This is a genomic window from Stutzerimonas stutzeri (genome assembly GCF_018138085.1).
In the GTDB taxonomy this organism is placed as follows: Bacteria; Pseudomonadota; Gammaproteobacteria; order Pseudomonadales; family Pseudomonadaceae; genus Stutzerimonas; species Stutzerimonas stutzeri_AI.
In genome coordinates, this window is record NZ_CP073105.1 from 1,216,421 (window position 1) to 1,242,154 (window position 25,734).

Genomic DNA, 25,734 nt, shown 5'->3' on the forward strand with positions numbered 1-25,734 from the left:
GCTCAGGCAGGCCGGATCGAAACCAGGCGCGGCGGCTGCGCCTCAGCCTTCGCGCTTGGCGCTCAGCGCCTGAACGGGCGTTTGTGCTTGTGCATCGTACGTCTTGATCAGGTCGATGAGAATCTGCGTGGCCGGCCCGAGTGGCCGGTCCGGGTTCGTATAGAGGTAGAACAGCGGCCGTCGAATGCTGCCCTGGATCAAGGGCAACGGCTTGAGCGCGCCCTCGGCCAGCTCGCGCGCGATCATGTGGCGGGGCAGCCAGGCAAAGCCAAGGCCGCTACTGACGAAGCCGACCGAGGTGGCGAGGCTGCCCACCGTCCAGCGCTGTTCGGCACCGAGCCAGCCGCTGTCGCGCGGCTGGCGCACGCCCGAATCGCGCACGACCACCTGCATCTGGCTTTGCAGGTCCTGCACGCTGAGCTTGCGCTGCAACTGATGCAGCGCATGGTTGGGATGAGCAACGGCGATGAACTCCACGTTGCCCAGCTCCTGGCCGAGATAGCCGGTGATGTCCAGGCCGCTGATGGCCAGATCGGCCGTACCGTCCTTGAGCACCTCCTCGACGCCGGACAGCACCTCCTCGCGCAAGCGCACCCGACAGCCGCGGCTCTGCGGCATGAAGGCGGTGAGTGCGCGAATCAGCTTGGCGTTGGGGTAAGCGGCATCGACTACCAGCCGCACCTCGGCCTCCCAGCCCTGCTCCATGTGGTGGGCCAGGTCTTCCAGCTGGCCGGCCTGGTGCACCAGTTGCCGCGAGCGCCGCAGCAGCACCTCGCCGGCATCGGTAAGCACCGCCTTGCGACCATCGATACGCAACAGAGGCACGCCCAGTTGCTCCTGCATGCGTGCCACGGTGTAGCTGACCGAGGACTGCGAGCGATGCAGCATTTCCGCGGCCTGGGCGAAGCCGCCATGGTCGATCACCGCTTGCAGGGTCCGCCATTGATCGAGGGTCACGCGGGGTACTTTCATTCCAGTGCTTTCCTGTTGCGTCGGTCTGGTACGCTGGCACTCGCCTTCACGAGGAGTCCGCTTGAATATGAATAAACTTTGCGTTGTCGCGCTCGCCATCTTCCCATTGAGCGCCCTGGCCGTCAGCTATCCCGTGGAGCTGGAGCAAACGCTCAACGGCGCCGAGGTGCTGGCCAGCACCGAAACCATCGACCGCGACATGGCGGGGTTGCTGTTGCAGAACTATGGCAACCGCCCGGTGGAGTGTAATGCGGTGTTTCGCAACGGACCGGAAGCACCTCGCACCCGGCACCTGACATTGCAGGCGGGCGAGCGCAAACCGATGACGGCGAAATTCAAGCGCGATGTCATTCGCTTGCGCATCAAGCTGACCTGCGAGCCGCAATGACATCGGCCTCAGCCCACCTGGCCGCCGTCGACTCGTCTGGCGCCCTGCGCCCGCTAAAGCCCGCTCGGCGTCCGGTTCCACCGTTGCGCAGCACAAAGCCGCCGCTGAGTGCGCCGGACGGGTTAATCTATGCGACGTTTTTTCGATCCTGAGGTAGTCCCCCTTGTTTGACCAATTCGCCCTCCACGAACGCCTGCTCAAGGCGGTCGCCGAACTCAAATTCGTCGAGCCGACCCCGGTGCAGGTGGCGGCCATTCCTCCCGCGCTGGAAGGGCGTGACCTGAGGGTGACGGCGCAGACCGGCAGCGGCAAGACCGCCGCCTTCGTGCTGCCGATGCTCAATCGGCTGATCGGCGACGCCGTGGTGCGTACCGACGTGCGCGCGCTGATTCTGCTGCCGACCCGTGAACTGGCGCAGCAGACGCTCAAGGAAGTCGAGCGCTTCTCGCAGTTCACCTTCATCAAGTCGGCGATGATCACCGGTGGCGAGGACTTCAAGGTCCAGGCCGCTATCCTGCGCAAGGTGCCGGACATTCTCATCGGCACCCCGGGGCGCCTGATCGAACACCTGAACTCCGGTACGTTGATCCTCAAGGATGTCGAGCTGCTGATCCTCGACGAAGCCGACCGCATGCTCGACATGGGCTTTGCCGAGGATGTGCAGCGCCTGGTCGGCGAATGCGCCAAGCGCCAGCAGACGCTGCTGTTTTCCGCCACCAGCGGAGGTGCGGCGCTGCGCGAGATGACCGCCGCCGTGTTGCGTGACCCGCTGCATCTGCAGCTCAACCGGGTCAGTGAGCTGAACGAGGGCACGCGCCAGCAGATCATCACGGCCGAGGATACCGAGCACAAGGAAAAGCTGGTCCATTGGCTGCTGGCCAACGAAACCTACAAGAAGGCGGTGATCTTCACCAACACCCGAGTGCAGGCCGACCGCCTCTATGGCCGGCTGGTCGCCGAGGGGGTGAAGGCCTTCGTGCTACACGGCGACAAGGACCAGAAGGACCGCAAGCTGGCCATCGATCGGGTCAAGGAGGGCGGCGTCAAGGTATTGGTAGCGACCGATGTGGCCGCGCGCGGGTTGGATATCGAAGGCCTGGATCTGGTGATCAACTTCGACATGCCGCGCTCGGGTGACGAGTACGTGCACCGCATCGGCCGTACCGGCCGCGCGGGTGCCGAAGGGCTGGCGATCTCGCTGATCTGCCACAACGACTGGAACCTGATGTCCAGCATCGAGCGCTACCTCAAGCAGCGCTTCGAGCGTCGTGTGATCAAGGGTCTCAAGGGTAGCTACATGGGACCGAAGAATCTCAAGGCTTCGGGCAAGGCCGCCGGTACCAAGAAGAAAAAAGAAGACAAAAAGAAGGCGGCGGACAAGAAGGGCAAGCCGGCAGCGAAGCCGGTGGCCAAGCGTCCGAAGAACGCCAAGCGCGAGGCCCCGGCTCCGCTGGTCAGCCAGGATGGCTTGGCGCCGCTGCGCCGCAAGAAACCTACACCGCAGTGATCCACGCAGCCGGGGTGGATCCGCTACCCCGGCTCAGGTGATTCAGCGTTTTTCAGCCGGTGCGATATCGGCGTCCTTCTCCGCCTGCTCGACGTGCTCGATGCGCTTGTCGTAAGCCTCGCACTCATTGCCGAGCTGCTCGGCGGTCTGCTTGACCTCCATGTCCCGCAACTCCTGATTGATCTCCGTGGCGCGTTTGGGATCGTTCTCGGTCAGTGCACTGACGCGATCGGCGAGCTCCTTGGCCTTTTCGTTGATCTGGTCGGTCGTGCATTGGTCGGCGAGCACCGGCTGGCTGGCCAGCAGGGCGAGGGTGAGGGGGAGTATCAGGCGTCTCATGGCGCGCTCCTTTTGTCATCGATCTGTTCGGTTGATTGCCGTCGACGCGCTTTAGTTCAGCCGTTTCCGTTGGGCCGGGATCGAACCATGCCGCTGGCGGCGGGGTCCGAATGTGCAAGAGCCGCCGTTCTGTGGCGGTGCGACAGGAGAACGGACATGAGCTACGACTGGGACCTGATGTTGCGCCTGCTCCGAGAAGCGCAGAAAGCCGGCAACGAGCCCTTCGCCCCGCGCCAGTATGCCGATGAGCATGCGCTGGCGATGGAAGAGGCCGGCCAGCCGATGCCCAACATGGATTCGTTGAAGGCCGAAGCGCAGAACTACGAAAGCTTTCTTTTCGAGGGAGGTTTCATGGTGGCGCGTCCCGAGGAGGAAGGTGGCAATGGCGAGAACTTCGTGCTGACCGAGCGCGGCGTGCGCTTGCTTAACATGCTCGAAGGCGGCGACCTCGGCCATCGTCAACGGCTGGACGAAAAGGGCGAGTCGGCACTCACCCCTGAAGTCTTCGACGGCATGGCGACGGGTTGAGCCTTGCGGCGCTCCGCCGAGCACGGAGCGCAACGGGTCAGAGCGGGCCGACCGCTCCGCAGGCCTTGTTGGCGGCATGCTTGAGCAGCACTGGCAGCTGCGGACGAGGCTTGCCGTTCTTGACGTCCAGCGACAGCGCGTAATCGTTCCACCAGGGGCCTGCCGCCCAGTAGGTGCTCGGGATGCAATGCTGGCCGAGGTACCGGAGCAGGTTATCCGTCGCGGCGACGGCCGAAGGAGAATAGTCTGGTGCGCCGTGCTCGCCGATGAAACCACGTAGCCGGTATCTGCTCAGCCACTCGACGAAGGGTTTGGCCCTGACCACGCCTATCATCGGGTCATACACCTCGTGGCGGTTCGTGTAATAGCCGGAGTAATCCTTGTCGAAGTACAGATGGGCTTCGAACATCAGGTTGTTCTTCGCATCGCGCATCCAGGGGTCGCTGACCAGCCGGGTGTTGTAGGACGGCCAGTGGAACGCGCTCGACCAGCGATCGCCAGCGATGATCACCCAATGCTGCGCATCGACGCTGCGAATGCTCTTCGCGGCGGCAAGGGCGGCTTCGGGCCACTTGCCGTTGGTGGTGTGGGGCTCGTTCATCAAGCCGTAGCCATAGACCGCCGGGTGCTTGGCGACCTGCTGGGCGATGCGTCGCCAGGTATCGGCGAACGCGCTCACCGGCACGTCGCCGGAGCCGATCATCTTGCCGTAGTAGCGGTAGTAGTTATGCATGTCGAGGATGACCTGCATGCCGTACTTGCGGGCATGGTCGAGCGTCGCCAGCAGGCGTCCCAGTTCGGCGCGGTTCAACTCGCCGTTGAGCCGCGGCTGGATCCGCTCCCAGCGAAACGGCAGGCGCACCAGTTTCAGGTTGCGCTCGGCGTAGCGCTTGAAGTCCGCCTCGCCGGGGTAGATGTACTGCTTCAGATAAACCCCGGGCAGCGCGACATCGGCGCCGAATTCGGCGCCGGCCAGGTTGATGCCGACCAGGTTGATGGGATTCGCCGGTGCGCCGCCGCCGACAGGCGTCTGGCTGCCGGGGTTCGGGGTGGGATTGCTGAAGCCGGTGCTGCTCACCGAGACGGTGCGCGGATAGCCGACGGCCTTACCGTTGATGGCTCCACCGTCGACCATGACGGTCATGTTGCCGCCCGATTGATAGATCAGTGTGATACTACGCACCAGGCCATCGGCGAAGCGGATCTTCGCACCTTTGTGGAATGCGGCCTTGTTCTCCGCCGTCGCCTTGACCGATACACCGTTGAACTTGCTGGTGTTGTAGACACCGTTGACGAAATCGCCGCCGTTGAATGCGTTCAGCGCCACGGTCTGGGCGGGCGCCTGGTTCGCAGGCGGCGTGACCACTGGCGCGGAGGGCTGACTCGGCGTGGGTGTGGGCTGCACTGGAGTGGCCGTGCTGGTGGTCGAAAGCAGCTTGTTCGGGTAGCCGAGCTTGCCGCTGAGGGTCGCACCGCTGAGCATTACGCTCATGTTGTTGCCGGAGATGTACACCGCGCTGATCTTGCGCACCTGGCCGTCCGCCAGCTTGACCGACGATCCGACCTTGAACGCGGCGCGGTTTGCGCTGCTGGCCGGGATCGACAATCCGGCCGACCTGCGCCATACGCCGCTCAGCCAGTCGTTGTTGGTGTAGTTGTTGATGGCGGAACTGTGGACGACAGCGCTGCTCTGGTTCGCATCGGTGCTTGGAACGACGACCGCAGCGCCCTCTGATGGCGCCGCTCCCAATGCCGAGAGGGTCTTGGGGTAACCGTTCTTCGAAGCGTCAAGGGCGCTGCCGGAGAACATCACGCTCATGTGGGCGCCGGAAAAGTAAACCACCTTGATCGAGCGAACCTGTCCGTCCGCGGTTCTGACCTGAACGCCTTTCCTGAACGCCGCCTTGTTTGCCGCCGTGGCCGGGATGGACAGGCCGGCCGACTGGCGCCAGCTGCCCCTTAGCCACTGTGAGCTGGTGAAGTCGTTGACCTGAGCGGTCGCGATGCTCTGCAGCGACGAAACGGCCGCGTTGGGCGTCGCCGCGTGTACGGGCTGGAGCGGGCTGAAGCCGATTACGGCCAGCAGGGCGGTGCCGAGCAGCACCTTGGGTGCGCTGAATGTTGCCTGGATGGACATGAGGATCTCCGGAACTTAATACGACAAAAGGCCGAAGCCTTTTAAAAAGCGCGGAAGCGTCCAAGGACATGCAACGAGTGAAGCACCGACCAACGACACCACCTATCCACTCGAACCGACGAGAGAAGCCCGCCCGATTCGCGTGGATAGGTTTTATATAGGTTAACGGCGTGTTTTTGAAGTTAATCTGGCGTCATAAAATAGTTGTTCTGTCGGCTGTTGATTGAGAATTTGTTGTGCTACTAGTTGATGGCTTTTAAATATTAAATGGCCTCTATTCAATAACTTACTGAATTAACTGCTATTTATCGAAGCTCTTGCGGATTTTTGAAGATGCAGGCGCGGCAGACACCGCTTCGTCTGTTTGTGGTGTGCCGGAGCAACCTAGCAAATGCAGGTATTACAGAGTATTTCAAAGCGAGGCGGTATATAGGCGCGGTTAGCGAACTTAATAGCGAACTGATAGCGCTCTGCGCGTTATCGGACCTGTTGCAGGCTGTCCACCGTCAGCTCTAATGCCTTGCGCATGTCCAGCCTCGCCGAGCGGCCAATGTCCCGGTTGTCCAATTGATAGCCGCGTTCGGAAGGCAGGATCGGTGCAGTCAGGTCATCCGCTTCTGCCGCTTCGAAATCGCTGTTGCGGCCGATGGTCAGCGCGCTTCGGCGTAATAGTTCGCGCAACTGTTCAGGCGCCAGGGCTGGATTGATCGACAACATGGCGCCGACGATGCCGGTGACCATGGGGGTTGCGTAGGAAGTACCGCAGTGCACCTCGCCGCGCTTGCCCGTTTGCAGCGTGGCCGCGCGGGTGCAGGCGGACGCGGTGATGTCGACGCGCATGTCCACGTTCGAGGACGGACGCTTGGTCACGTAGTCCGGATGTTCGACCGGCACATCCTTGCTGAAATCGCGCTGATGGGCGCCCACCACCAACAATTGCTCGGTGATGAAGGAGGAGGGCAGGCGGTAATCGTCCTGGCCCGAGCGGGCCGAGCCGTTGCCGGCCGAGTTGACCACCAGCACATCGGGATGCTCGCGGCGCAGCCAGAGGAAGAATTCTTCCAGCAGCTCTTCGTAACCACTCATGGCGACCCCCGAGCGAATCAGCGAGTCCACCTCTTCCCCCTCGACATCTCGCGTGCCGATGCGATGAATCCCCCAACTCCAGTTCAGCACCCGTACGCCGTCCTCGACCAGGTTGACCGAGGCCGCGACGTTGGCGGTGATACCGGCGTCCGAGTTGCGCTCGACGATGACCTCGAAGCCTGCGCTCGCCGGCTCGATCGACGTTAGAAAGCCGCGGTCTTGCGCTTCGACGCTGCGTGCGGCCAGGATGCCAGTGACGCTGGTGCCGTGTTCCGCTGGCGATTGCGCATCGCGGGCATAAACGCAGGTGCGAGGCGTATTCGGATCGCACTCGCCGAGATAGGCCGTGAATTCGGGCGAGTCGAAGTCGACGTCGCGCTCGATGATGCCGATGCGCACCGGCTGGGCCTTGATCGGGGCGCTCTGTGCCGGCAGCCGCCGTTGGTAGAAGTCCACTGCATCGAGGAAGCGATTGGCGACCCACTCACTGGTGCGTGGCTTGGGTTGCTTGTCTTGTTCCAGCGGCTCTTCGGCACCGGATTCCTCGATGATCACGGCATCCACGCTCGTTTCGCTGCCCAGGCGCAGCACCAGCGCGTCGCGTTCGGTCAGGTTCTTTACCGGTAGCCGCAGCTGGTAGGTGTTGAGCGGCGCAATGGCACCCACCACTTCGGCACCGTACTTCTCCGCCAGGCGCCGCGACTCGTGCAGTCCGTCGTGGTCCTCCTCGATGATCACGCTGACCAGGTCCACATAGGTGGTCAGGCCGTCCATGTTCTTGGCGACTTCGTCCGGACCCGCCGGCACCACGTGGCTGCCATTGAGGGTGAGCCAGACCGGATTGCTGCGGTGCTCACCTTGCTCCAGCCAGAGCGGACCACTTCGATGGTTCTGTCTACTCAGGGCCAGGCGAAGCCGGCCATCCTGCGCCCGGGTCGCCTCGACGGGCTTGCCGCGAAGCATCACGTTCAAATCGTCGCGGGTGAGCCCCTCGCTGCGCAGGCAGAAGGTCATGTGCTCAGCGGAGAAGAGATCGCCGCAGCGCTGCAGGTCCTTGAGCCGCAACGGCTGTTCCTCGGCGGCTGCGGTACCGAGGCCAAGCGCGAGCGCAAGCGCGGTTAGAGGGCGTGCGATGGGCCTCATGAACGGCGTTGCAGGTAATGGACGCTGAACAGGTCCTGGGCATCGGTCCATTGGCCGCTGCAATCGAAGCCGGCGCTGCTGGCGAGCGCGGCGAAGGACTGCAGCGTGTATTTGTAGGAATTCTCGGTATGCAGGCTTTCACCGGCGTCGAAATGAAAGCGCTGGCCTTCGATGGTGATGTCCTGTGCTTCGCGGCTGATCAGGTGCATCTCGATCCGCGAATCCTGCTCGTTGAAAAATGCCTGATGGGTGAAGCGCGACGGATCGATATCGCTGTCCAGCTCCTGGCGGATGCGCTGTAGCAGGTTGAGGTTGAACGCCGCGGTGACGTGGGCGCGGTCGTTATAGGCCGCCTCCAGCACGCTGCGGTCCTTGACCAGGTCCACGCCAATCAGCACGCCGCCGCCCGGCGGGAGAATCTCATGCAGGTGCCCGAGCAGCCTGCGCGCTTCCAGCGGGGTGAAGTTGCCGATGCTCGAGCCGGGAAAGAACACCAGCGGATGGTGAATGGTGAAGTCGTCCGGCAGTTTCAGTTCATCGGAGAAATCCGCGCAGGCCGCATGGACCTCGAGCCAGGGGTAATCGGCGGCGAGTCGCTGAGTGCTGGTCAGGAGGAAGTCCTCGGAGATGTCGATGCCCAGATAGCTGACCGGACGCAGCCCCTCGAGCAGGAGGCGGACCTTGCGGCTGGCGCCGCTGCCCAGTTCGATCAGGTCGGTCTGCGGGCCGGCGATTTCCAGTATTTCGTTCGCCGCATTGGCGAGGATCTTTTCCTCGGTGCGGGTCACGTAGTATTCGGGCTGCAGGCAGATCTCCTCGAACAGCTCGGAGCCGCGTCGATCGTAGAAGAACTTCGGCGAGATGCGCTTGGGTGTTGCGGCGAAGCCTGCCAGCGCCTCGTCGCGCAGGGAGCTGTCGTGGGTTGGCTGCGTCTGGTCATGAAAGTGTACGGCTAGTGCCATGTTTCATAGCTCCCTGGCCAGGCGCAGCCCGGCGAATTGCCAGCGCATCGCCGGCTGAAAGAAGTTGCGGTAGGTCGCGCGGATGTGGGCCTCCGGCGTTGCGCAACAGCCGCCGCGCAGCACCATCTGGCCCGACATGAATTTCCCGTTGTATTCGCCCAGGCTGCCCTCCAGCGGGCGGAACCCGGGGTAGGGGCGGTAGGCGCTGGCCGTCCATTCCCAGACGTCGCCGAATAGCTGAGCCGGCCCTTCATGCGGGACGCTGGCAGGAACAGGTTGCAGATGATCGCTTTCCAGAAAGTTGCCACGCCGTGGCTGGTCAGTGGCGGCGACTTCCCATTCGGCTTCGGTGGGCAAGCGGGCACCGGCCCAGCGCGCATAAGCGTCCGCTTCATAGAAGCTGACGTGGCAGACGGGCGCTTCCAGATCCAGCGGCTGCAAGCCGCCGAGTGTCATTTCGCACCAGCCGCCGTCCTCGCGGTGCCAGTACAGCGGCGCGTTCCAGCCATGCTGGCGGATGTGGGCCCAGCCATCGGACAGCCAGAGCTCGCTGCGCGCGTAGCCGCCGTCGGCAATGAAGGACAGGTATTCGCGATTGCTTACCAGGCGGTCGGCCAGCTGAAAGTCCTCGACGAACTGCCGGTGCCGCGGCGTCTCGCAATCGAAGGCAAAGCCACTGCCGGCATGGCCGATATGACGCACGCCGCCGGCATAGCTGTGCCAGCGGACGCGGTCGTTGTGCAGCGCGGGCGCGGGTTTCAGGTCGCTGCGATACACCGGGTGCAGCGGGTTGTGCGCCAGGATGTGCTTGATGTCCATCAGCAGCAGTTCCTGATGCTGCTGCTCGTGCTGCAGGCCCAGCTCGACCCTGCGCATGATTTCACCGGCGTGCTGTTGTGGCGGGTTGCCGAGCAAGTCGCCCATCGCCCGGTCGACGTGCTGGCGGAAGCGGTAGACCTCCTCCACGCCAGGCCGCGAGATCAGCCCGCGCTGGCTGCGTGGGAACGGCGTGCCGTGGGTTTCGTAATAGGAGTTGAACAGGTAGTCGTAGGCCGGATCGAGCGGCTTGTAGCCGGGCAGATAAGGTTTGAGCAGGAAGGCTTCGAAGAACCAGCTGACATGCGCCAGATGCCACTTGGGCGGGCTGACGTCGGGCATGCTCTGGATGACGTAGTCTTCGGTCTGCAACGGGGCGCAAATCGCTTCGCTGGTCGCGCGAACCTGCCGGAAGCGTTGCAGCAGGTAGTCCAGTTCGGCCAGAGCCGGCTGTTCCGCCCGCTGTTGTGCCAGGTTCCCCATGGTGCGTTCCCCCTCGTTCGCCATTCGAAAGCTCGACTGCGGGCGGCCGAACCGCCTCTATAGCGACCCGAAGCGAGGCGCAAAAGTTTCTGTCATGGGTCGGTCGCATGCCCGCCTGTAGAGCAAAGCAGCAGGACGAGCGGCCGGAAAGGCGAGCCGACGATTGTGCAGCGCCGGTATGTCTGCCTCATGGCGGCCCGTGGATGGAGTGAACGCCGCGGGGCCGGATACGGGCGGTCGCGGTTGTCCGCTGCGCGCCGGTACTTCCTGGGTTCTGCAACGCTCGTATTTCGCGTTGCGCCTGAGTCGTCGATGCCTCGCAGCGAGCTACGAGCGCAACGCGATTTCTCGGCGGCCAGGCGCGCAAAACCCACGCCCAGGCCGTGGTAGCGGGTCGCTCATGGTCGATTCGGATGAGGGCGGCTCAGTAGTTCGGTGGGGTTTCCGGAATGCCGGTGTCGTCATCCAGCGCCGGCATGGTCCAGGGCTCGAGGCGCTGGCCCTTCTCTTCCACGTCAAGTCGCGCCTGCTCGATGACACCGCCGAGACGTTGCGCACTGATGTATTCCTCGTGTGACACGCTGGGCACACGCAGCACCTCGGCACCGCTACCCGACATGACCGTGAAGCCGAAACTGTCCTCGTCCGGGTTGGCGCTGGTAACGCAGCCGCACGGCAGGAACGCTTCGGAGACGAGCTGCATCGCTTCGTCCAGGTTCAGGGCTTGATTGATCATGGTGTTCTCCATCGACGGGCTGTCTCAAGTGGACCCTCAAGCGGCGGCGCCGTTTCCTTCCGCTTGACGGGTAGGCGACGGGCTGTGGCGAGACGGCCTTGTAGATGCGCCGTCGCGGCAGCATATTCAGGCCATGACAGACCCAACCGTTTCCGACGCGCTGGCGACTTTCCACCCGGCGGTGGCCGGCTGGTTCGGCCGCAGTTTTCCCGCACCCACGCCGGCTCAGGCCCGCGCCTGGCCGCTGATCCGTGCCGGCCGCTCGACGCTGGTGGCGGCGCCCACCGGCTCGGGCAAGACGCTGACCGCCTTTCTCGCTGCCATCGACCAGCTGGTGCAGGAGGATATCGCCGAAGGCGGGCTACCGGACCGGACCGCGGTGCTCTACGTCTCGCCGCTCAAGGCGCTGTCCAATGACATCCACGTCAATCTCGAGCAGCCGCTGGCGGGCATTTCGGCAGAGCTGCAAACGCTCGGCCTGCCACCGCTGGAAATCCGCACCGCCGTACGCACCGGCGACACGCCGCAGGCCGAGCGTGCGGCGATGCGCAAGCGGGTGCCGCACATCCTGGTGACGACGCCGGAGTCGCTCTATGTGCTGCTCGGCTCCGAGTCGGGCCGGCAGATGCTGGGCCATGTGCGCAGCGTGATCGTCGACGAGATCCATGCCATCGCCGGCAACAAGCGTGGCAGCCACCTGGCGCTATCGCTGGAGCGGCTGGAAGCGTTGTGCGGGCAGCCACTGGTGCGTGTCGGGCTGTCGGCGACACAGAAGCCCATCGAAGCGGTGGCCGATTTCCTGGTTGGCGCCGGGCGCGACTGCGAAATCATCGATGTGGGCCATGGCCGGGCGCGCGACCTCGCCCTGGAGGTGCCGCCGGTCCCGCTGGAAGCGGTGATGAGCAACGATGTCTGGGAGCTGGTCTACGACCGGCTGGCCGTGTTGGCGGGTGAACATCGCACCACGCTGGTCTTCGTAAACACCCGGCGGATGGCCGAACGGGCCGCACGGCATTTGAGCGAGCGGCTGGGCAACACGGTGGTTGCGGCCCACCACGGCAGTCTCGCGCGCGAACAGCGGCTGGATGCCGAACAGCGGCTCAAACGCGGCGAGCTGCGGGTGCTGGTGGCTACCGCGTCGCTGGAGTTGGGGATCGACATCGGCGACGTCGAGTTGGTGTGCCAGCTGGGCTCGCCGCGGTCGATTTCCGCCTTCCTGCAGCGCGTCGGCCGTGCCGGCCACCAGGTCGGCGGCATCTCCAAGGGGCGGCTGTTTCCAAGTTCACGCGACGACCTGATCGAATGCGCCGCCTTGCTCGATGCCGTGCGCCGAGGCGAGCTGGATACCCTGGTGATCCCCACGGCTCCGCTGGACGTGCTGGCGCAGCAGATCGTGGCCGAGGTGTCGTGCCGGGAATGGCAGGAGGATGCGTTGTTCGCATTGATCCGTCGGGCCATGCCTTACGCCGATTTGAGCGAGGCGGATTATCAGGCGCTTCTGGCGATGCTCGCCGAGGGCTACACCACCCGCCACGGGGCACGCGGCGCCTACCTGCACCGCGATCTGGTCAACCGCAGCCTGCGGGGACGACGCGGAGGTCGTCTGACCGCGCTGACCTCCGGCGGCACCATTGCCGACAATTCCGACTACTCGGTGCTGCTGGAACCCCAGGGCTTCAACATCGGCACGGTCAACGAGGATTTTGCCGTCGAGAGCCTGACCGGCGATGTCTTCCAGCTCGGCAATACCTCCTACCGCATCATCAAGGTCGAGCCCGGCCGCGTGCGCGTCGAGGATGCCCAGGGCCAACCGCCGAACATCCCGTTCTGGCTGGGCGAAGCGCCGGGGCGCAGCGACGAGTTGTCCGCAGCGGTGGCCAGGTTGCGTGGGGAGATCGATGTGCGTCTGAGCACCGCCGCCCCTCACCCCAGCCCTCTCCCCGGAGGGGAGAGGGGGCGGTCCGAGTGGGTTGAAAACGATGTGTCCGGCTCGGAATTGGGAGGGGCAGCGGAGGGGCCGGTGGGCGTTGCGACGCGTTCGGTGGCCGCAGGCTTGTCTCCCTTACCTGAAGGGGTGATTGAGGCGCATCGTGCCACCGCCGCCCCTCACCCCAGCCCTCTCCCCGGAGGGGAGAAGGGGCGGTCCGAGTGGGTTGAAAAGGATGCGTCCTGCTCGGAGTTGGGAGGGGCAGTGGAGGGGCCGGTGCGCGCTGCGACGCGTTCGGCGGCCGCAGGCTTGCCTTCCTTGCCTGAGGGAAAGATCGAGGCCCATCGTGCCACCGCCGCCCCTCACCCCAGCCCTCTCCCCGGAGGGAAGAAGGGGCAGTCCGAGTGGGTTGAAAAGAATGTGTCCGGCTCGGAGTTGGGAGGGGCAGCGGAGGATCCGATAGGTGCTACGACGCGTCCGGTGGCCGCAGGCTTGCCTTCCTTGCCTGAGGGAAAGATCGAGGCCCATCGTGCCACCGCCGCCCCTCACCCCAGCCCTCTCCCCGGAGGGGAGAGGGGGCAGTCCGAGTGGGTTGGAAAGGATGTGTCCGGCTCGGAGTTGGGAGGGGCAGCGAAGGATCCGATGGGCGCTACGACGCGTCCGCTGGCCGCAGGCTTGTCTCCCTCGCCCCAAGGGGGAGAGGGCCGGGGTGAGGGGGGAGCGGCGCGCACGGTCGATCTGATGCCTGCCATCGACTGGCTCACCGACACCCTCGGCCTGCCGGAAGCCGCCGCTCGCCAGATCGTCGAATACCTCGCTCGCGCCCGTTCCGCGCTGGGCGCGCTGCCGACGCAGCAGCGGTTGATCATGGAGCGCTTCTTCGACGAGTCCGGTGGCACCCAGCTGGTCATTCATTCGCCGTTCGGCAGCCGGATCAACCGGGCCTGGGGGCTGGCGCTGCGCAAGCGCTTCTGTCGCACCTTCAACTTCGAGCTGCAGGCCGCGGCGACCGAGGACGCGATCATCTTTTCGCTGTCCACCAGCCACAGCTTCCCGCTCGATGAAGTGTGGCGTTACCTGCACGCTAACAGCGCCGAGTCCGTGCTGGTCCAGGCCTTGCTCGACGCACCGCTGTTCGGCGTGCGCTGGCGTTGGAACGCGACCACCGCGCTGGCGCTGCCGCGCATGGCCGGTGGGCGCAAGGTCGCGCCGCAGCTGCAACGGATGAAGAGCGAGGATCTGCTCGCCAGCGTCTTCCCGGATCAGGTCGCCTGCGTGGAGAACATCGTCGGCGAGCGTGAAGTACCCGACCATCCGCTGGTGGCACAAACACTGGACGATTGCCTGCACGAAGCCATGGACAGCGAAGGCTGGCTGGCGCTGTTACGGCGCATCGAGGCGGGCGATATCGAGCTGCTGGCGCGTGACTTGCCGGCGCCATCGCCGCTGGCCATGGAGGTGCTGGGCGCGCGACCCTACGCCTTTCTCGACGACGCGCCGCTGGAAGAGCGCCGAACCCAGGCCGTACTCAACCGCCGCTGGACCGATCCCGAGTCGGCCGACGATCTCGGCGCGCTGGACGTCGCGGCGATCACGGCGGTGGGTGAGGAAGCCTGGCCCCAGGCGCGCAATGCGGACGAACTGCATGAGGCGCTCACAGGGCTGGGCTGCATCGCTGAGGCGGAAGCGCAGGCCGATCCGCAATGGCCGGCCTGGCTGAACGAGCTGGCCCGCGGCGGGCGTGCAACGCGGATGCAGGTCGCACAAGACCGTGCACTTTGGTTGCCCATCGAGCGTCTCGCGCTGTTGCAGTCCATCTACCCCAGCGCTCGTTGTGAGCCAGCTCTCGAACCCTTGCCCGGCTTCGATCGGCCATCGAGCGAGGATGATGCGCTGGTCGAGCTGATCCGCGCGCGCCTGACCGGCTTCGGCCCCTTGCCTGTGCCGCTGATCGCCCGGCCGCTGGCCTTGCCGGCCTCGGCGGTCGCGCTGGCGCTCACGCGCCTGGAGTCCGAAGGCTATGTGCTGCGCGGCCGCTTCACGCCCGGCGCTCGTGAGGACGAGTGGTGCGAGCGCCATCTGCTGGCGCGCATCCACCGTTACACGGTCAAGCGCTTGCGCCGCGAGATCGAACCGGTGGAGCGCGCCGACTTCATGCGTTTTCTGTGCGACTGGCAGCACCTGTCCGAGTCGACGCGCATGCAGGGCCGCGATGCGCTCGCTACGGTAGTCGAGCAACTGAAAGGCTTTCAGGCTGCCGCGGGCGCCTGGGAGAGCGATCTGCTGCCCGCGCGTCTGAAGGACTATGGCGGCACCTGGCTGGATGAGCTGTGCCGCTCCGGGCGCATAGTCTGGACGCGTCTGGCCGGGCGGATCAAAGCCAGCAGCGGCCCGGTGCGCGGCACGCCCATCGTGCTGCTGCCGCGCCGGCAACTGGCGGCCTGGTATGCATTGGCCAGCGAGGCGCCGCCACCAGAGTTGTCATCCCGTGCGCAGCGGGTGTTCGAGACGCTGCAGGGGCAGGGCGCCTTGTTCTTCGACGAACTGCAGCAGGACGCCCGCCTGTTGCGTAGCGAACTCGAGGATGCCCTGGGTGAGCTGGTCGCGGTCGGGCTGGTCAATGCCGACAGCTTCGCCGGTTTGCGTGCGTTATTGGCGCCCGCGGCGAAGCGTTCACGCAGCACCCGACAGAGCCGCGGCGGTGCCTTCATCGGCGGCATGGCCGACGCCGGTCGCTGGGCCCTGGTGCGCAAGGGTACGCCGGCACTGGCTGATTCCTCGGCTCGCCGGCCGGTGCTCGATCCCGAAGCGCTGGAGCACATTGCGCTGACCTTGCTGCGTCGCTACGGCGTGGTGTTCTGGCTCCTTCTCGACCGCGAGGCCGATTGGCTTCCGCCTTGGCGAGAGCTCCTGCGCGTCTACCACCGGCTCGAAGCGCGCGGCGACATCCGTGGCGGGCGTTTCGTGGCGGGCGTGCCGGGCGAACAGTTCGCCTTGCCCGAGGCGGTTGCTTTGTTGCGCGAGGTACGCAAGCGATCGCCAATCGGCGAGATGATCGCCGTCTCGGCGGTCGACCCGTTGAATCAGGTCGGCACGCTGCTACCCGGCGAACGGGTACCCGCAGTGCCGGGCAACCGCATCCTCTATCGCGACGGCGTACCGCTGGCGCTACTGATCGCCGGCAAACCGGAGCTGTTGGCGGAGCTGAACGAAGACGACCAGCGAAAGGCGAGGCAACTGTTGGCGGTGGCCAGGCGATAGCGGATGGACGGTAAAGACGGTGGGAAGCAAACAGCGCAGCCCAGGGGCTGCATTCGTCGCGGGTCGCGACTCCCACAGGGTTAGCGTTGGCCGATGGCGTTCCGTAGGAGCCCCGACCTCGGGGCGAAGAGTGGGTGCGGTGCGGAGCAGCGGTTGGAAGCGATGAGCTAAAAGCGCAGCCCTGCAGTCTGCATTCGTCGCGGGTCGCGACTCCCACAGGGCGTAGCGTTGGCCGAAGGCGTTCCGTAGGAGCCCCGACCCCGGGGCGAAGGGTGGGGGCGGTGCGGAGCGGCGGTTGGAAGCGAGGAGCTAAAGGCGCAGCCCAGGGGACTGCATTCGTCGCGGGTCGCGACTCCCACAGGGGTTAGCGTGGGCCGATGGCGTTCCGTAGGAGCCCCGACCTCGGGGCGAAGAGTGGGTGCGGTGCGGAGCAGCGGTTGGAAGCGATGAGCTAAAGGCGCAGCCCTTTGGGCTGCATTCGCCGCGGGGCGCGCCTCCAACAGGGATCGGGTTGGGCCGATGGGCTTTTGTGGGAGGCCCGACCTCGGGGCGAAGAGTGGGTGCGGTGCGGAGCAGCGGTTGGAAGCGATGAGCTAAAGGCGCAGCCCTTTGGGCTGCATTCGCCGCGGGGCGCGCCTCCAACAGGGATCGGGTTGGGCCGATGGGCTTTTGTGGGAGGCCCGACCTCGGGGCGAAGCGGGGTGGAGCAGAGCAGTCCGTCAAGCAAGAACTGTAGTCCAAGCGTCAAGCTTCAAACCCAAAGCTAAAACTCAATCCGTGCCCGAGCCTGTTGCCCTCCAGCCTCCAGCCTCCTTTACCCCGCCACCAACACCCGAATCGCTTCCAGGCGCAGACCGGCCTTTTCCAGCATCGCCAGGCCTTCCTCACGCTGTTTGCGCACGGCTTCGATCTCGCTGTCGCGCACGCTTGGGTTGACGGCTTGCAGGGCGGTGAGGCGGGCCAGCTCTTCGTCGAGGCTCGCCTTGAGTTTGCGCTGCGCTTCGGCGACGCGCTCGGTGTGGCGCGGGGTGACCTTGGCTTCGGCGTCGGCGATCTGCTTGGCCAATACATCGCGTTGTGCCTGGACGAACTTGTTGGCGCTGGCGCGCGGGACGCTTTCCAGCTGATCGGTGAGCGTCTCGAACGCCACCTTCGGCGCCAGGTCGTTGCCGTTCGAATCCAGCAGGCAGCGCAGCGCCAGAGGCGGCAGGAAGCGGTTGAGCTGCAGGGCACGCGGCGCTACCACTTCGCTGACATAGAGCAGTTCCAGCAGAACCGTGCCGGGCTTGAGCGCCTTATTCTTGATCAGCGCCACGGCGGTGTTGCCCATGGAGCCGGACAGCACCAGATCCATGCCGCCCTGCACCATGGGGTGTTCCCAGGTGAGGAACTGCATGTCTTCGCGGGCCAGTGCCTGCTCACGGTCGTAGGTGACGGTGACGGCTTCGTCGTCGCCGAGCGGGAAGCTGGCGTCGAGCATCTTTTCGCTGGGGCGCAGGATCAGTGCGTTCTCGGAATGGTCTTCGCTGTCGATGCCAAAGGCGTCGAACAGCTCCTCCATATAGATCGGCAGGGCGAACTGGTCGTCCTGTTCTTCGATCGCTTCGACCAGCGCCTTGCCCTGTTCGCCACCGCCCGAGTTGAGTTCCAGCAGCCGGTCGCGGCCGGTATGCAGCTCGGCTTCCAGTCGCTCGCGCTCGGCGCGGGCTTCGGTTATGAGCTTCTGGAATTCATCATCGTCGCCTTCTTCCAGCTGGTTCAGCAGGCGCGGCCCGAACTGATGCTGCAGGGCGTTGCCGGTGGGGCAGGTGTTGAGGAAGGCGTTCAGCGCCTCGTGATACCACTTGAACAGACGTTCCTGCGGGCTGGTTTCCAGATAGGGCACGTGCAGCTGGATGACGTGGGCCTGGCCGATCCGGTCGAGGCGACCGATGCGCTGCTCCAGCAGATCGGGGTGGGCCGGCAGATCGAACAGCACCAGGTGATGGGCGAACTGGAAATTGCGGCCTTCACTGCCGATCTCGGAACAGATCAGTACCTGCGCGCCGAATTCTTCATCGGCGAAGTAGGCGGCGGCGCGGTCGCGCTCGAGGATGCTCATGCCTTCGTGGAAGACGGTTGCCGGGATGCCGGAGCGCACGCGCAGCGCGTCTTCCAGGTCCAGCGCGGTCTCGGCGTGGGCGCAGATGACCAGCACCTTGTACTTCCTCAGCATCTTCAGCGTGTCGATCAGCCACTCGACGCGCGGATCGAAGTTCCACCAGCGGTTCTGCGCGTCCGGCTCTTCCTGCTGGCTCTGGAAGCTGACTTCCGGATACAGCTCGGCATGCTCGCCCAGCGGCAATTCCAAGTACTCGGCGGGGCAGGGCAGCGGATAGGGATGCAGTTGGCGCTCGGGGAAACCGCGCACGGCGGCGCGGGTGTTGCGGAACAGGAGGCGGCCGGTGCCGTGACGGTCGAGCAGTTCGCGGATCAGGCGGCTGCTGGCTTCGATGTCGCCATCGGTGGCCGCGGCGAGCAGGGCTTCGCCTTCGGCGCCGAGGAAGTCATGGATGGTCTGGTGCGCTTCCTGCGACAGGCGGCCTTCGTCCAGCAGTTCCTGCACGGCGCGGGCGACTGGCTGGTAGCTGGCACTCTCGGCGCGGAAGGCTTCGAGATCATGGAAACGGTTCGGGTCGAGCAGGCGCAGGCGGGCGAAGTGGCTTTCCTGGCCAAGCTGTTCCGGAGTGGCGGTCAACAGCAGCACGCCTGGGGTGACTTCGGCCAGTTGCTCGACCAGCTTGTATTCGGCGCTGGCGTTTTCCGGGTGCCAGACCAGGTGATGCGCTTCGTCCACAACGAGCAAGTCCCAGCCGGCGGCGAAGGCTGCGTCCTGGGCGCGCTCGTCGTCCTTCAGCCAGTCCAGCGAGACCAGCGCCAGCTGGGTGTCTTCGAAGGGGTTGCTGGCATCGCTCTCGATGAAACGCTCGTCATCGAACAACGCGACCTGCAGATTGAAGCGGCGGCGCATTTCCACCAACCACTGATGCTGGAGGTTTTCCGGGACCAGGATCAGCACGCGCTTGACGCGGCCAGACAGCAGTTGGCGATGGATCACCATGCCGGCTTCGATGGTTTTGCCCAGGCCCACTTCGTCCGCGAGCAACACGCGCGGGGCGATGCGGTCGGCGACTTCACGGGCGATATGCAACTGGTGCGCGATGGGTTGCGCGCGCACCCCGCCCAGGCCCCACAGCAAGGAGGTCAGCTGTTTGCTCTGGTTTTCCAGAGTGTGGTAGCGCAGCTTGAACCAGTTCAGCGGGTCGATCTGGCCGGCGAACAGGCGATCGCTGGCGAGGCGGAACTGGATGAAGTTCGACAGCTGGGTTTCCGGCAGGGTGCGGGCTTCGCTCTGTGCGGTCAGGCCGTGGTAGACCAGCAGGCCGTCGACATCCTCGACTTCGCGCACGGTCATCTTCCAGCCTTCGAAGTGCGTGACCTCATCACCCGGGACGAAGCGCACACGGGTCAGCGGAGCGCTGCGGGCGGCGTATTGGCGGGTTTCGCCGGTGGCGGGGTAGAGCACGGTGAGCATGCGGCCGTCCTGCATGAGGATGGTTCCCAGACCGAGTTCCGCTTCGCTGTCGCTGATCCAGCGTTGCCCCGGTAGATACTGCTGCGCCATGCCCTGCCTCCCGCTGTAAAAAAGCCCGCTATGTTAACGGAACACTGCCGAGAGAGCGACGACAGATGCCACCGGATTAGCGTTGTCGCCGTTCTCGTTTCCGTTGTGACGAACGCAAACGGACCCTGCCAGTGTAGCGTTGCTGCTAAAGTCGTCAGCAGATCGGCCGATCAACCGGTACAGGCTCGCCAGACCAGGTGTGCCCCCGGCTCGTCGGCCTGCCACGGGAGAGCGAAGATGCTGCCAGTCATTCCACCCGGCACCGTCCAGGTCACTGCGCAACAGGACGTAATCAAGCCACGACCCGATATCGCACCGGTGACGCCGGTTCAGCCGAGCGCCAACGAGAGTTCGGTGGGGCTCGATCGCCGTCATCCTCAGGAAGCCGAGCAGATGCTGCGCGACGAGCAGCGCCGGCGCCAGCGGCGGGGCTACACGGCGCAGGAGCTGGCCGAGGGCGAAACCGCCGAAGAGGATCAGGATGCGCTCGAGGAACTCCCGCGGCAGGGCCTCTGGGTCGACGTCGAGGTCTGATGCGCTCGCTCGACGGTCTCGCCATAACCCTGCCTCAGGCCGATCTGACCTACTGGCCGCAATGGGCCGACGCCGCGCTCGCTGATCGCTGGCTGTCGACGCTGACCACCGAGACGCCCTGGACGCAACCCCGGATCAGGCTCTACGGGCGCCAATGCGCCGTGCCAAGGCTGGTCGCCTGGTATGGCGATCCCGAGGCGCGCTATCGATATTCCGGGCTGGTGCACGAGCCCTTGCCTTGGACGCCGCTGCTCGGTGAGATTCGCGAACGAGTCCAGGCTCAACTGGGCGAGCGTCTGAACGGCGTGCTGCTCAACCTCTACCGCGATGGCCAGGACGCCATGGGGTGGCACAGCGATGACGAGCCCGAGCTGGGTCACGAGCCTCTGGTGGTCTCGCTCAACCTCGGCGCAACCCGGCGGTTCGACCTTCGCCGCAAGGGAAACAGTCGGATCGAGCATTCGCTGGACCTGGATCATGGCTCGTTGCTGGTCATGCGTGGTCCGACACAGCATTATTGGCAGCACCAGATCGCCCGGACGCGCAAGGTAACCGAGCCGCGTCTGAACCTGACCTTTCGCCAACTCTTTCGTGAGCCCGTCTTATGAGCAGTGACGCCAAGCTGATCGACTTCAGCGTCGAGCGTGAAAAGCGCATTCATGACATCAAGGAAAAGCGCCTGGCCGAAATGCGCCAGGCGTTCGAGGAGGCTTTGCCGCTGGCCCGGCCGAAAAAGAAACCCAAGGCCAAGCCTAAGAAACGCTGAGCTCCTGTCCTCGAGCTAGACGTCCACTGCGCGATCCGAGCGGCTCGATGAGTCGTTCGGCCTGCGTCTCTCGCCGCATCCCCCCTCTTTTCTTGACCCAGATCAGCTAACGCGATGCCTGGTTTGCGCGGCTTCGCGGCCATTGACATCGATCAATTTTTAAACGGCGCGGCGGGGTAACGTACAGCCATCAGACAGCACAACGGCTTGGAGGCAGGAAATCATGTTCGTCGATAATGTGGTGCTCGCAGGGGTGGTCACGGTCGGCCTGATGGTCGCCTTCCTTGGCGGTTTCGGATATTTCATCTGGCGGGATGCTCACAAGAAGTAGCGGTCCCGCAGATAGACAGAGCACGCAAGGCATTTGGGCGACTTAGGTCGCCCTTTTTTTTGCCTGCCATTCAGCGCCGTTGCTGGGGTTGGACGAAGACAGCGGTGGTAAAGGCCGGTACGTCGAATTCGCCTTCACGGACCTTCGCCTGACGGCTGATCGGGTCGACCGAGTCCCGGAGAACCGGATGCAACTGGTAGCCTGCCGCACCCGGCAGGCGAATCCGCTGGCCGGTTGCGTTGAGAACCACCATCAGCGATTGGTAGCGACGATCGAGGTCGTGACCGGCGCGAGGACCGTCCGCCAGGCTGAAGGCGATCACGCCGGGCTGCTGCTCGGGACCGGTGTTGTGGAACCGCAGCCGGCGTTCCACGTCGCGGGCGCTGCCCAGCTGGAACAGCGCGCTGTCGCTGCGGATCTTCAGCAGCTCGAGGAAGCCGCGCTTGGCCCTGAGGATATCGGTCGCGCCTGGCTTGGCATGCGGATCGGCAATTACCTGGCGAATCAGCGGCCAGTTATCGCCATCCTTGTCGGCTCGCGGCAGGCCCTTGTTCCAGTTGTTGTCCTGGTAGCTGAAGTCCACGGCGTTGAACCAGTCACCCGAGTCGTAGCTGTCGCGTTGCATCGACTTGGAGCGCAGGATGTCCGAGCCGAGATGGATGAAGGGCACGCCCTGGCTGAACAGCGGTACGGACAGCGCCACCAGTTGCAGGCGCACGCGGTCGCTAACGGGCAGGGTGGCCGGCAGCTTGTACTGATTGTTGTCCCACAGCGTCTGGTTGTCGTGCTTGGAAACGTAGTTGATGGTCTCCTGCGGATCGAGCGTGTAGCCGGCCGGTTGCCCGTTGTAGTCGATATCGCCACCCTTGCGAACGCTGCCGTCGGCGGTGACGAACTGGAAGTCGCGCAGGCCTCCGGCGATCCCGACGCGAATCAGGTCGGCGGCGTGCAGGGCCTGGGCCTTTTGCTCCGCCCCCGCACCGGCCAGCTCGTTCGGCAGCACGTACAGCCCATTGGCGAATCCCTGGTTGCGACGGATGCTCTCGCCACCGTCGAAGGGGCTGCCGCCGCGGACCGCGTCGCGCTGCCGATCGTTGAATGTACCGATGCCGGTGCCGGCCATGTTCCGTTGGGTGGCATTGATGCCTCGCGCGTTGCCGGCGACTTCGCCGAATTCCCAGCCCTCGCCGTAGAAGTAGGTGTGCCGGTCGATCCGGCGCACGGCCCGATAGGCATCGACCAGATTCTGGCGCATGTGGTGGCCCATCAGATCGAAGCGGAACCCGGCGATCTTGTAGTCGCGCGCCCAGACTTCCAGCGAGTCGATCATCAGCTTGGCCATCATGCGGTGCTCGCTGGCGGTGTTCTCGCAGCAGGTCGATGTCTCCACCGCACCGGTGGACGGATTACGACGGTGGTAGTAACCGGGCACGATCTTGTCGAGCACCGATTTGTCCGCCAGGCCGGAGGCGTTGGTGTGGTTGTAGACCACGTCCATCACGGTGGCGAGCCCATTACCGGCAAGCGCCTGGACCATCTCGCGGAATTCGATGATGCGCTGGACACCCTCGGCATCGCTCGCGTAGCTGCCCTCCGGCGCGCTGAAGTGGAAGGGGTCGTAGCCCCAGTTGAAATTGTCCAGGGCACGCAGATCGTTGTACAGCGATTGCGCCTGGCCGCTGGCCGGGTCGAAGCCCTGCAGTACCTGGCGCACGCTCGCCGCGCCGCAGTGCTGCGACCAGTGTTCACGAGCCGTTGGCGATAGCTGGCAGAGTTTGGCGAAAGGATCGTCGAGGTCGACGCGGCGATCCGGATCCTCGTCGATGGTGGCGATATCGAACACCGGCAAGAGCTGCACGTGAGTGAGCCCGGCTTTCTGCAGGTCACGCAGATGCTGCATGCCATTGCTGCCCGGCTGGGTGAAAGCGCCGTAGGTACCGCGCAATTCCGCTGGCAGGCTGGTGTCGCTGGCGCTGAAGTCGCGCAGGTGGGTTTCGTAGATCACGCTCGCTTCGGGACGTTCGGGGTGTGGTGGGCGCAAGGCGTCCCAGCCGGCGGGCTTGAGGTCATCAGCGTCCAGGTCGACGACCTGGGCGTACTGGCTGTTGCGCGAGAGGCTCAACGCATAGGGGTCGCTGACCAGCGTCGTCTCGATCGTTCCGGAGCTTGGCCGGAAGGCGGTGACCTCGTATTGGTAATACTGTCGGTCGAGTGAGCGAGGCCCGTCGAGGCTCCACACTCCGAGCCGCTCGTGCATCACCTTCGGATAACCAGGCAGCAGGCGCTTGTCGGTATCGAACACATGCAGACGCACGCGCTGCGCCGTGGGCGCCCAGAGCTTGAAGGCGACGCCACGCGGGCCGACCTTCGCACCCAGTTCGCCGTCGTAGGCGAACAGCATGTCGAGTATGCCGGCGGTCTGTACCTGCGTCGCATCGATCACCTGATCGTCCGCATCGTAGGCGACCACCACCAGTTGGCTCGTCACTGCGCGGCGCAGGTCACGCGCTCCTGCCGCGACCTTGAACGCCGCGGCGCTGGCCAGGTGCGGATGCGTGCGCTTGAGCCCTTCGCGCAGGGCTCCCGGACGCAGGGGCAGCACGGTGCCGCCGCTGACCGTGCGCGCGTCGCCATCGATCCTGATGCTGGCGTCGGGTGAATAGCGCAACTCGACCCGACTGGCCCCGGGCATACCATCGACCAATGCGAGCGTAAACGGGTCCAGCCAATGCGCCCGTGCGCCCTTGATCGCCACGGCGGCGCCTTTCAGTGGTGTGCTGGATAGTTGCGCATTGCCGCTGAGGGAGAAGACGCGACGACCCAGCTGGTCGAAACGCCAGGTCAGGTCGGCGCCGCCCAGGTCCTTCTCGTCGCCCCTGTGCATGATCAGGTTCAGGCAACTGGCGTCGGCGGTCAGCGGGATACGGTAGAAAGCGCCATATTCCGGGTCGGTACCGGCCGCGGGCAGCGGCTGGTCCCAGCTCGTCTCGTTCAGGCTGCCGCTGCACGCCGCGGTGTTCCACAGGTGCGGTCCCCAGCCGTTGTAGTCGCCGTCGGCACGCTGGTAGTAGAGCAAGGCTTCGTCAGGGCCTGGGTCCAGCGGAGCCGCCGAAGCGGGTTGAAGGGTCAGCGAAAAGCCGCCGAGGACGAGCGCCGCCAGGCGCCGGTAAGCGATCGAGCGTGTGAGCATGGTGAGGTCCCGGTGTTGTTCTTGTTGTACCGCGAGCTCGATGGTCGGTGCATGGTGGGTGATGTGCATCCTCCATCGGCGCGGGAGGCGGGGCGTAGTCGAGGGCCGTAATAGCCTTGTGCTGGCAAGCCTTAACGGTGCACGCGCGGGATGGCAAAGCGGGTTGCGTTGACGCAAGGAGACAAGGTGCCGGAGGCGGCACCTTGATTTTGGTCAGTCCGTGAGGACTGACAAGTGTCGATCCGGCTGTCGCTGTTCAGCCGAAGGTGATGGGCGGCAGGTCTTTCAGTTCGACGGTCTCCTCGCGGCGCGGCGCCAGCACTTCGGCTTCGCCATCAACCACCTGTTCGTCGTTCTGATTGAAGACTCGGGTGGCGATGCGTACGCGGTTCTTCGGCATCTTCTCCAGGATCTCCAGGCGTACGGTGAGGGTGTCGCCCAGCTTCACCGGGCGGGTGAATTTCATCGTCTGGCCCAGATAGATGGTGCCCGGCCCGGGTAACGTGCAGGCGACCGCCGCGCTGATCAGGGCGCCGCTGAACATGCCATGGGCGATGCGCTCCTTGAAAGGCGTGCCGGCAGCGAATTCCGCGTCGAGATGGACCGGGTTGCGATCACCCGACATGGCGGCGAACAGCTGGATGTCGCGCTCCTCGACCCGCTTCTCGAAGCTTGCGGTCTGGCCAACCTCGAGGGCGGAGTAGGGCGTGTTGCTCAGCGTGCTCATGAGTAAACCTCTGGTGCGGATACGAACGAAGGACCGCTGCGGCGGTGCCCAGCCAGTCATGAATGGCGACCGTGGAGTCGCGACGTGACCGCATTCTAGAGCGCGGCGGGGCGATTGTCCCGGCTGGCGCTCATTTGCCGCCGTGGGGCGAGATTCACGTCGCTGATTTCGTGGTCGAGCTATTGCGTGGCAATGCGGAGCTGCTAAGTTCGCCACAGCCCGTCGAGCGCGGGTCAG

17 protein-coding genes and 2 pseudogenes are annotated in these 25,734 nt (G+C 64.9%); 9 read left to right on the forward strand and 10 right to left on the reverse strand.

Going from position 1 to position 25,734, the window contains the following annotated elements; all coding sequences use genetic code 11:
• Positions 1-42: 42 nt before the first annotated feature.
• On the reverse strand, positions 43-972 hold the full coding sequence (locus tag KCX70_RS05805) for a LysR family transcriptional regulator (RefSeq protein ID WP_102851377.1): 930 nt from the start codon (positions 970-972) through the stop codon (positions 43-45).
• Between the two features lie 67 nt (positions 973-1,039).
• Here KCX70_RS05805 and KCX70_RS05810 point away from each other — a divergent pair, with 67 nt between their 5' ends.
• The gene (locus tag KCX70_RS05810; protein WP_021209586.1) at positions 1,040-1,360 is read left to right on the forward strand and encodes a hypothetical protein; all 321 of its coding nucleotides are present in this window, start codon (positions 1,040-1,042) and stop codon (positions 1,358-1,360) included.
• Between the two features lie 163 nt (positions 1,361-1,523).
• Entirely contained in the window at positions 1,524-2,867 is a 1,344-nt protein-coding gene (locus KCX70_RS05815) for a DEAD/DEAH box helicase (RefSeq protein ID WP_212619561.1), read from the forward strand.
• Positions 2,868-2,909: 42 nt separating this feature from the next.
• On the opposite strand, the gene KCX70_RS05820 is transcribed toward KCX70_RS05815, so the two are convergent.
• Entirely contained in the window at positions 2,910-3,206 is a 297-nt protein-coding gene (locus tag KCX70_RS05820; protein ID WP_021209584.1) for a hypothetical protein, read from the reverse strand.
• A gap of 156 nt (positions 3,207-3,362) precedes the next feature.
• Here KCX70_RS05820 and KCX70_RS05825 point away from each other — a divergent pair, with 156 nt between their 5' ends.
• On the forward strand, positions 3,363-3,734 hold the full coding sequence (locus tag KCX70_RS05825; RefSeq protein ID WP_021209583.1) for a hypothetical protein: 372 nt from the start codon (positions 3,363-3,365) through the stop codon (positions 3,732-3,734).
• 37 nt (positions 3,735-3,771) lie between these two features.
• On the opposite strand, the gene KCX70_RS05830 is transcribed toward KCX70_RS05825, so the two are convergent.
• From KCX70_RS05830 to KCX70_RS05850, 5 genes are all read right to left on the reverse strand, one after another.
• The gene (locus KCX70_RS05830; protein ID WP_212619562.1) at positions 3,772-5,871 is read right to left on the reverse strand and encodes a glycoside hydrolase family 5 protein; all 2,100 of its coding nucleotides are present in this window, start codon (positions 5,869-5,871) and stop codon (positions 3,772-3,774) included.
• 477 nt (positions 5,872-6,348) lie between these two features.
• Positions 6,349-8,100 (reverse strand): S8/S53 family peptidase, encoded by a 1,752-nt coding sequence (locus KCX70_RS05835; RefSeq protein ID WP_212619563.1) that lies wholly within the window; start codon positions 8,098-8,100, stop codon positions 6,349-6,351.
• Complete coding sequence (egtD, locus tag KCX70_RS05840; RefSeq protein WP_021209580.1) at positions 8,097-9,062, reverse strand: L-histidine N(alpha)-methyltransferase; 966 nt, start codon at positions 9,060-9,062, stop codon at positions 8,097-8,099. Before egtD ends, KCX70_RS05835 begins: the two co-directional genes overlap by 4 nt.
• Before the next feature lie 3 nt (positions 9,063-9,065).
• Positions 9,066-10,361 (reverse strand): ergothioneine biosynthesis protein EgtB, encoded by a 1,296-nt coding sequence (gene egtB / locus KCX70_RS05845; protein ID WP_031311201.1) that lies wholly within the window; start codon positions 10,359-10,361, stop codon positions 9,066-9,068.
• 424 nt (positions 10,362-10,785) lie between these two features.
• Positions 10,786-11,097: a hypothetical protein gene (locus tag KCX70_RS05850; RefSeq protein ID WP_021209578.1), complete on the reverse strand. Its 312-nt coding sequence runs from the start codon at positions 11,095-11,097 to the stop codon at positions 10,786-10,788.
• A 133-nt stretch (positions 11,098-11,230) separates the two neighbouring features.
• Between KCX70_RS05850 and KCX70_RS23500 the strand changes: the two are divergent.
• Both KCX70_RS23500 and KCX70_RS23505 read left to right on the forward strand, forming a co-directional pair.
• Positions 11,231-13,015, forward strand: a pseudogene (locus tag KCX70_RS23500) (DEAD/DEAH box helicase); the annotation flags it as partial.
• A 744-nt stretch (positions 13,016-13,759) separates the two neighbouring features.
• Positions 13,760-16,285, forward strand: a pseudogene (locus KCX70_RS23505) (Lhr family helicase); the annotation flags it as partial.
• Between the two features lie 814 nt (positions 16,286-17,099).
• Here the strand turns inward: KCX70_RS23505 and rapA are convergent.
• Positions 17,100-19,949 (reverse strand): RNA polymerase-associated protein RapA, encoded by a 2,850-nt coding sequence (rapA, locus tag KCX70_RS05865; RefSeq protein WP_212619564.1) that lies wholly within the window; start codon positions 19,947-19,949, stop codon positions 17,100-17,102.
• A gap of 237 nt (positions 19,950-20,186) precedes the next feature.
• Between rapA and KCX70_RS05870 the strand changes: the two genes are divergently transcribed.
• From KCX70_RS05870 to ccoM, 4 genes are all read left to right on the forward strand, one after another.
• On the forward strand, positions 20,187-20,483 hold the full coding sequence (locus KCX70_RS05870) for an aspartate-semialdehyde dehydrogenase (RefSeq protein ID WP_212619565.1): 297 nt from the start codon (positions 20,187-20,189) through the stop codon (positions 20,481-20,483).
• Complete coding sequence (locus KCX70_RS05875) at positions 20,483-21,091, forward strand: alpha-ketoglutarate-dependent dioxygenase AlkB family protein (protein ID WP_212619566.1); 609 nt, start codon at positions 20,483-20,485, stop codon at positions 21,089-21,091. The genes KCX70_RS05870 and KCX70_RS05875 overlap by 1 nt, the downstream gene beginning before the upstream one ends.
• Positions 21,088-21,249 (forward strand): hypothetical protein, encoded by a 162-nt coding sequence (locus KCX70_RS05880; RefSeq protein WP_021209573.1) that lies wholly within the window; start codon positions 21,088-21,090, stop codon positions 21,247-21,249. Before KCX70_RS05875 ends, KCX70_RS05880 begins: the two co-directional genes overlap by 4 nt.
• A gap of 223 nt (positions 21,250-21,472) precedes the next feature.
• A complete protein-coding gene (ccoM, locus tag KCX70_RS23450) occupies positions 21,473-21,580 on the forward strand; it encodes a cytochrome c oxidase subunit CcoM (RefSeq protein WP_003300927.1) in 108 nt (35 codons plus the stop codon).
• Between the two features lie 70 nt (positions 21,581-21,650).
• On the opposite strand, the gene pulA is transcribed toward ccoM, so the two are convergent.
• Positions 21,651-24,770, reverse strand: coding sequence for a pullulanase-type alpha-1,6-glucosidase (pulA, locus tag KCX70_RS05885; RefSeq protein ID WP_102847480.1), 3,120 nt, complete (start codon positions 24,768-24,770; stop codon positions 21,651-21,653).
• A 256-nt stretch (positions 24,771-25,026) separates the two neighbouring features.
• On the reverse strand, positions 25,027-25,497 hold the full coding sequence (locus KCX70_RS05890; protein ID WP_021209571.1) for a MaoC family dehydratase: 471 nt from the start codon (positions 25,495-25,497) through the stop codon (positions 25,027-25,029).
• Positions 25,498-25,734 lie beyond the last annotated feature (237 nt).

Excerpts from the sequence above, each read along its gene's own strand:
- KCX70_RS05805 (WP_102851377.1), bottom strand. The coding sequence starts at position 972 with ATGAAAGTACCCCGCGTGACCCTCGATCAATGGCGGACCCTGCAAGCG.
- KCX70_RS05810 (WP_021209586.1), top strand. The coding sequence starts at position 1,040 with ATGAATAAACTTTGCGTTGTCGCGCTCGCCATCTTCCCATTGAGCGCC.
- KCX70_RS05820 (WP_021209584.1), bottom strand. The coding sequence starts at position 3,206 with ATGAGACGCCTGATACTCCCCCTCACCCTCGCCCTGCTGGCCAGCCAG.
- KCX70_RS05825 (WP_021209583.1), top strand. The coding sequence starts at position 3,363 with ATGAGCTACGACTGGGACCTGATGTTGCGCCTGCTCCGAGAAGCGCAG.
- KCX70_RS05830 (WP_212619562.1), bottom strand. The coding sequence starts at position 5,871 with ATGTCCATCCAGGCAACATTCAGCGCACCCAAGGTGCTGCTCGGCACC.
- KCX70_RS05835 (WP_212619563.1), bottom strand. The coding sequence starts at position 8,100 with ATGAGGCCCATCGCACGCCCTCTAACCGCGCTTGCGCTCGCGCTTGGC.
- egtD (WP_021209580.1), bottom strand. The coding sequence starts at position 9,062 with ATGGCACTAGCCGTACACTTTCATGACCAGACGCAGCCAACCCACGAC.
- egtB (WP_031311201.1), bottom strand. The coding sequence starts at position 10,361 with ATGGGGAACCTGGCACAACAGCGGGCGGAACAGCCGGCTCTGGCCGAA.
- KCX70_RS05850 (WP_021209578.1), bottom strand. The coding sequence starts at position 11,097 with ATGATCAATCAAGCCCTGAACCTGGACGAAGCGATGCAGCTCGTCTCC.
- rapA (WP_212619564.1), bottom strand. The coding sequence starts at position 19,949 with ATGGCGCAGCAGTATCTACCGGGGCAACGCTGGATCAGCGACAGCGAA.
- KCX70_RS05870 (WP_212619565.1), top strand. The coding sequence starts at position 20,187 with ATGCTGCCAGTCATTCCACCCGGCACCGTCCAGGTCACTGCGCAACAG.
- KCX70_RS05875 (WP_212619566.1), top strand. The coding sequence starts at position 20,483 with ATGCGCTCGCTCGACGGTCTCGCCATAACCCTGCCTCAGGCCGATCTG.
- KCX70_RS05880 (WP_021209573.1), top strand. The coding sequence starts at position 21,088 with ATGAGCAGTGACGCCAAGCTGATCGACTTCAGCGTCGAGCGTGAAAAG.
- ccoM (WP_003300927.1), top strand. The coding sequence starts at position 21,473 with ATGTTCGTCGATAATGTGGTGCTCGCAGGGGTGGTCACGGTCGGCCTG.
- pulA (WP_102847480.1), bottom strand. The coding sequence starts at position 24,770 with ATGCTCACACGCTCGATCGCTTACCGGCGCCTGGCGGCGCTCGTCCTC.
- KCX70_RS05890 (WP_021209571.1), bottom strand. The coding sequence starts at position 25,497 with ATGAGCACGCTGAGCAACACGCCCTACTCCGCCCTCGAGGTTGGCCAG.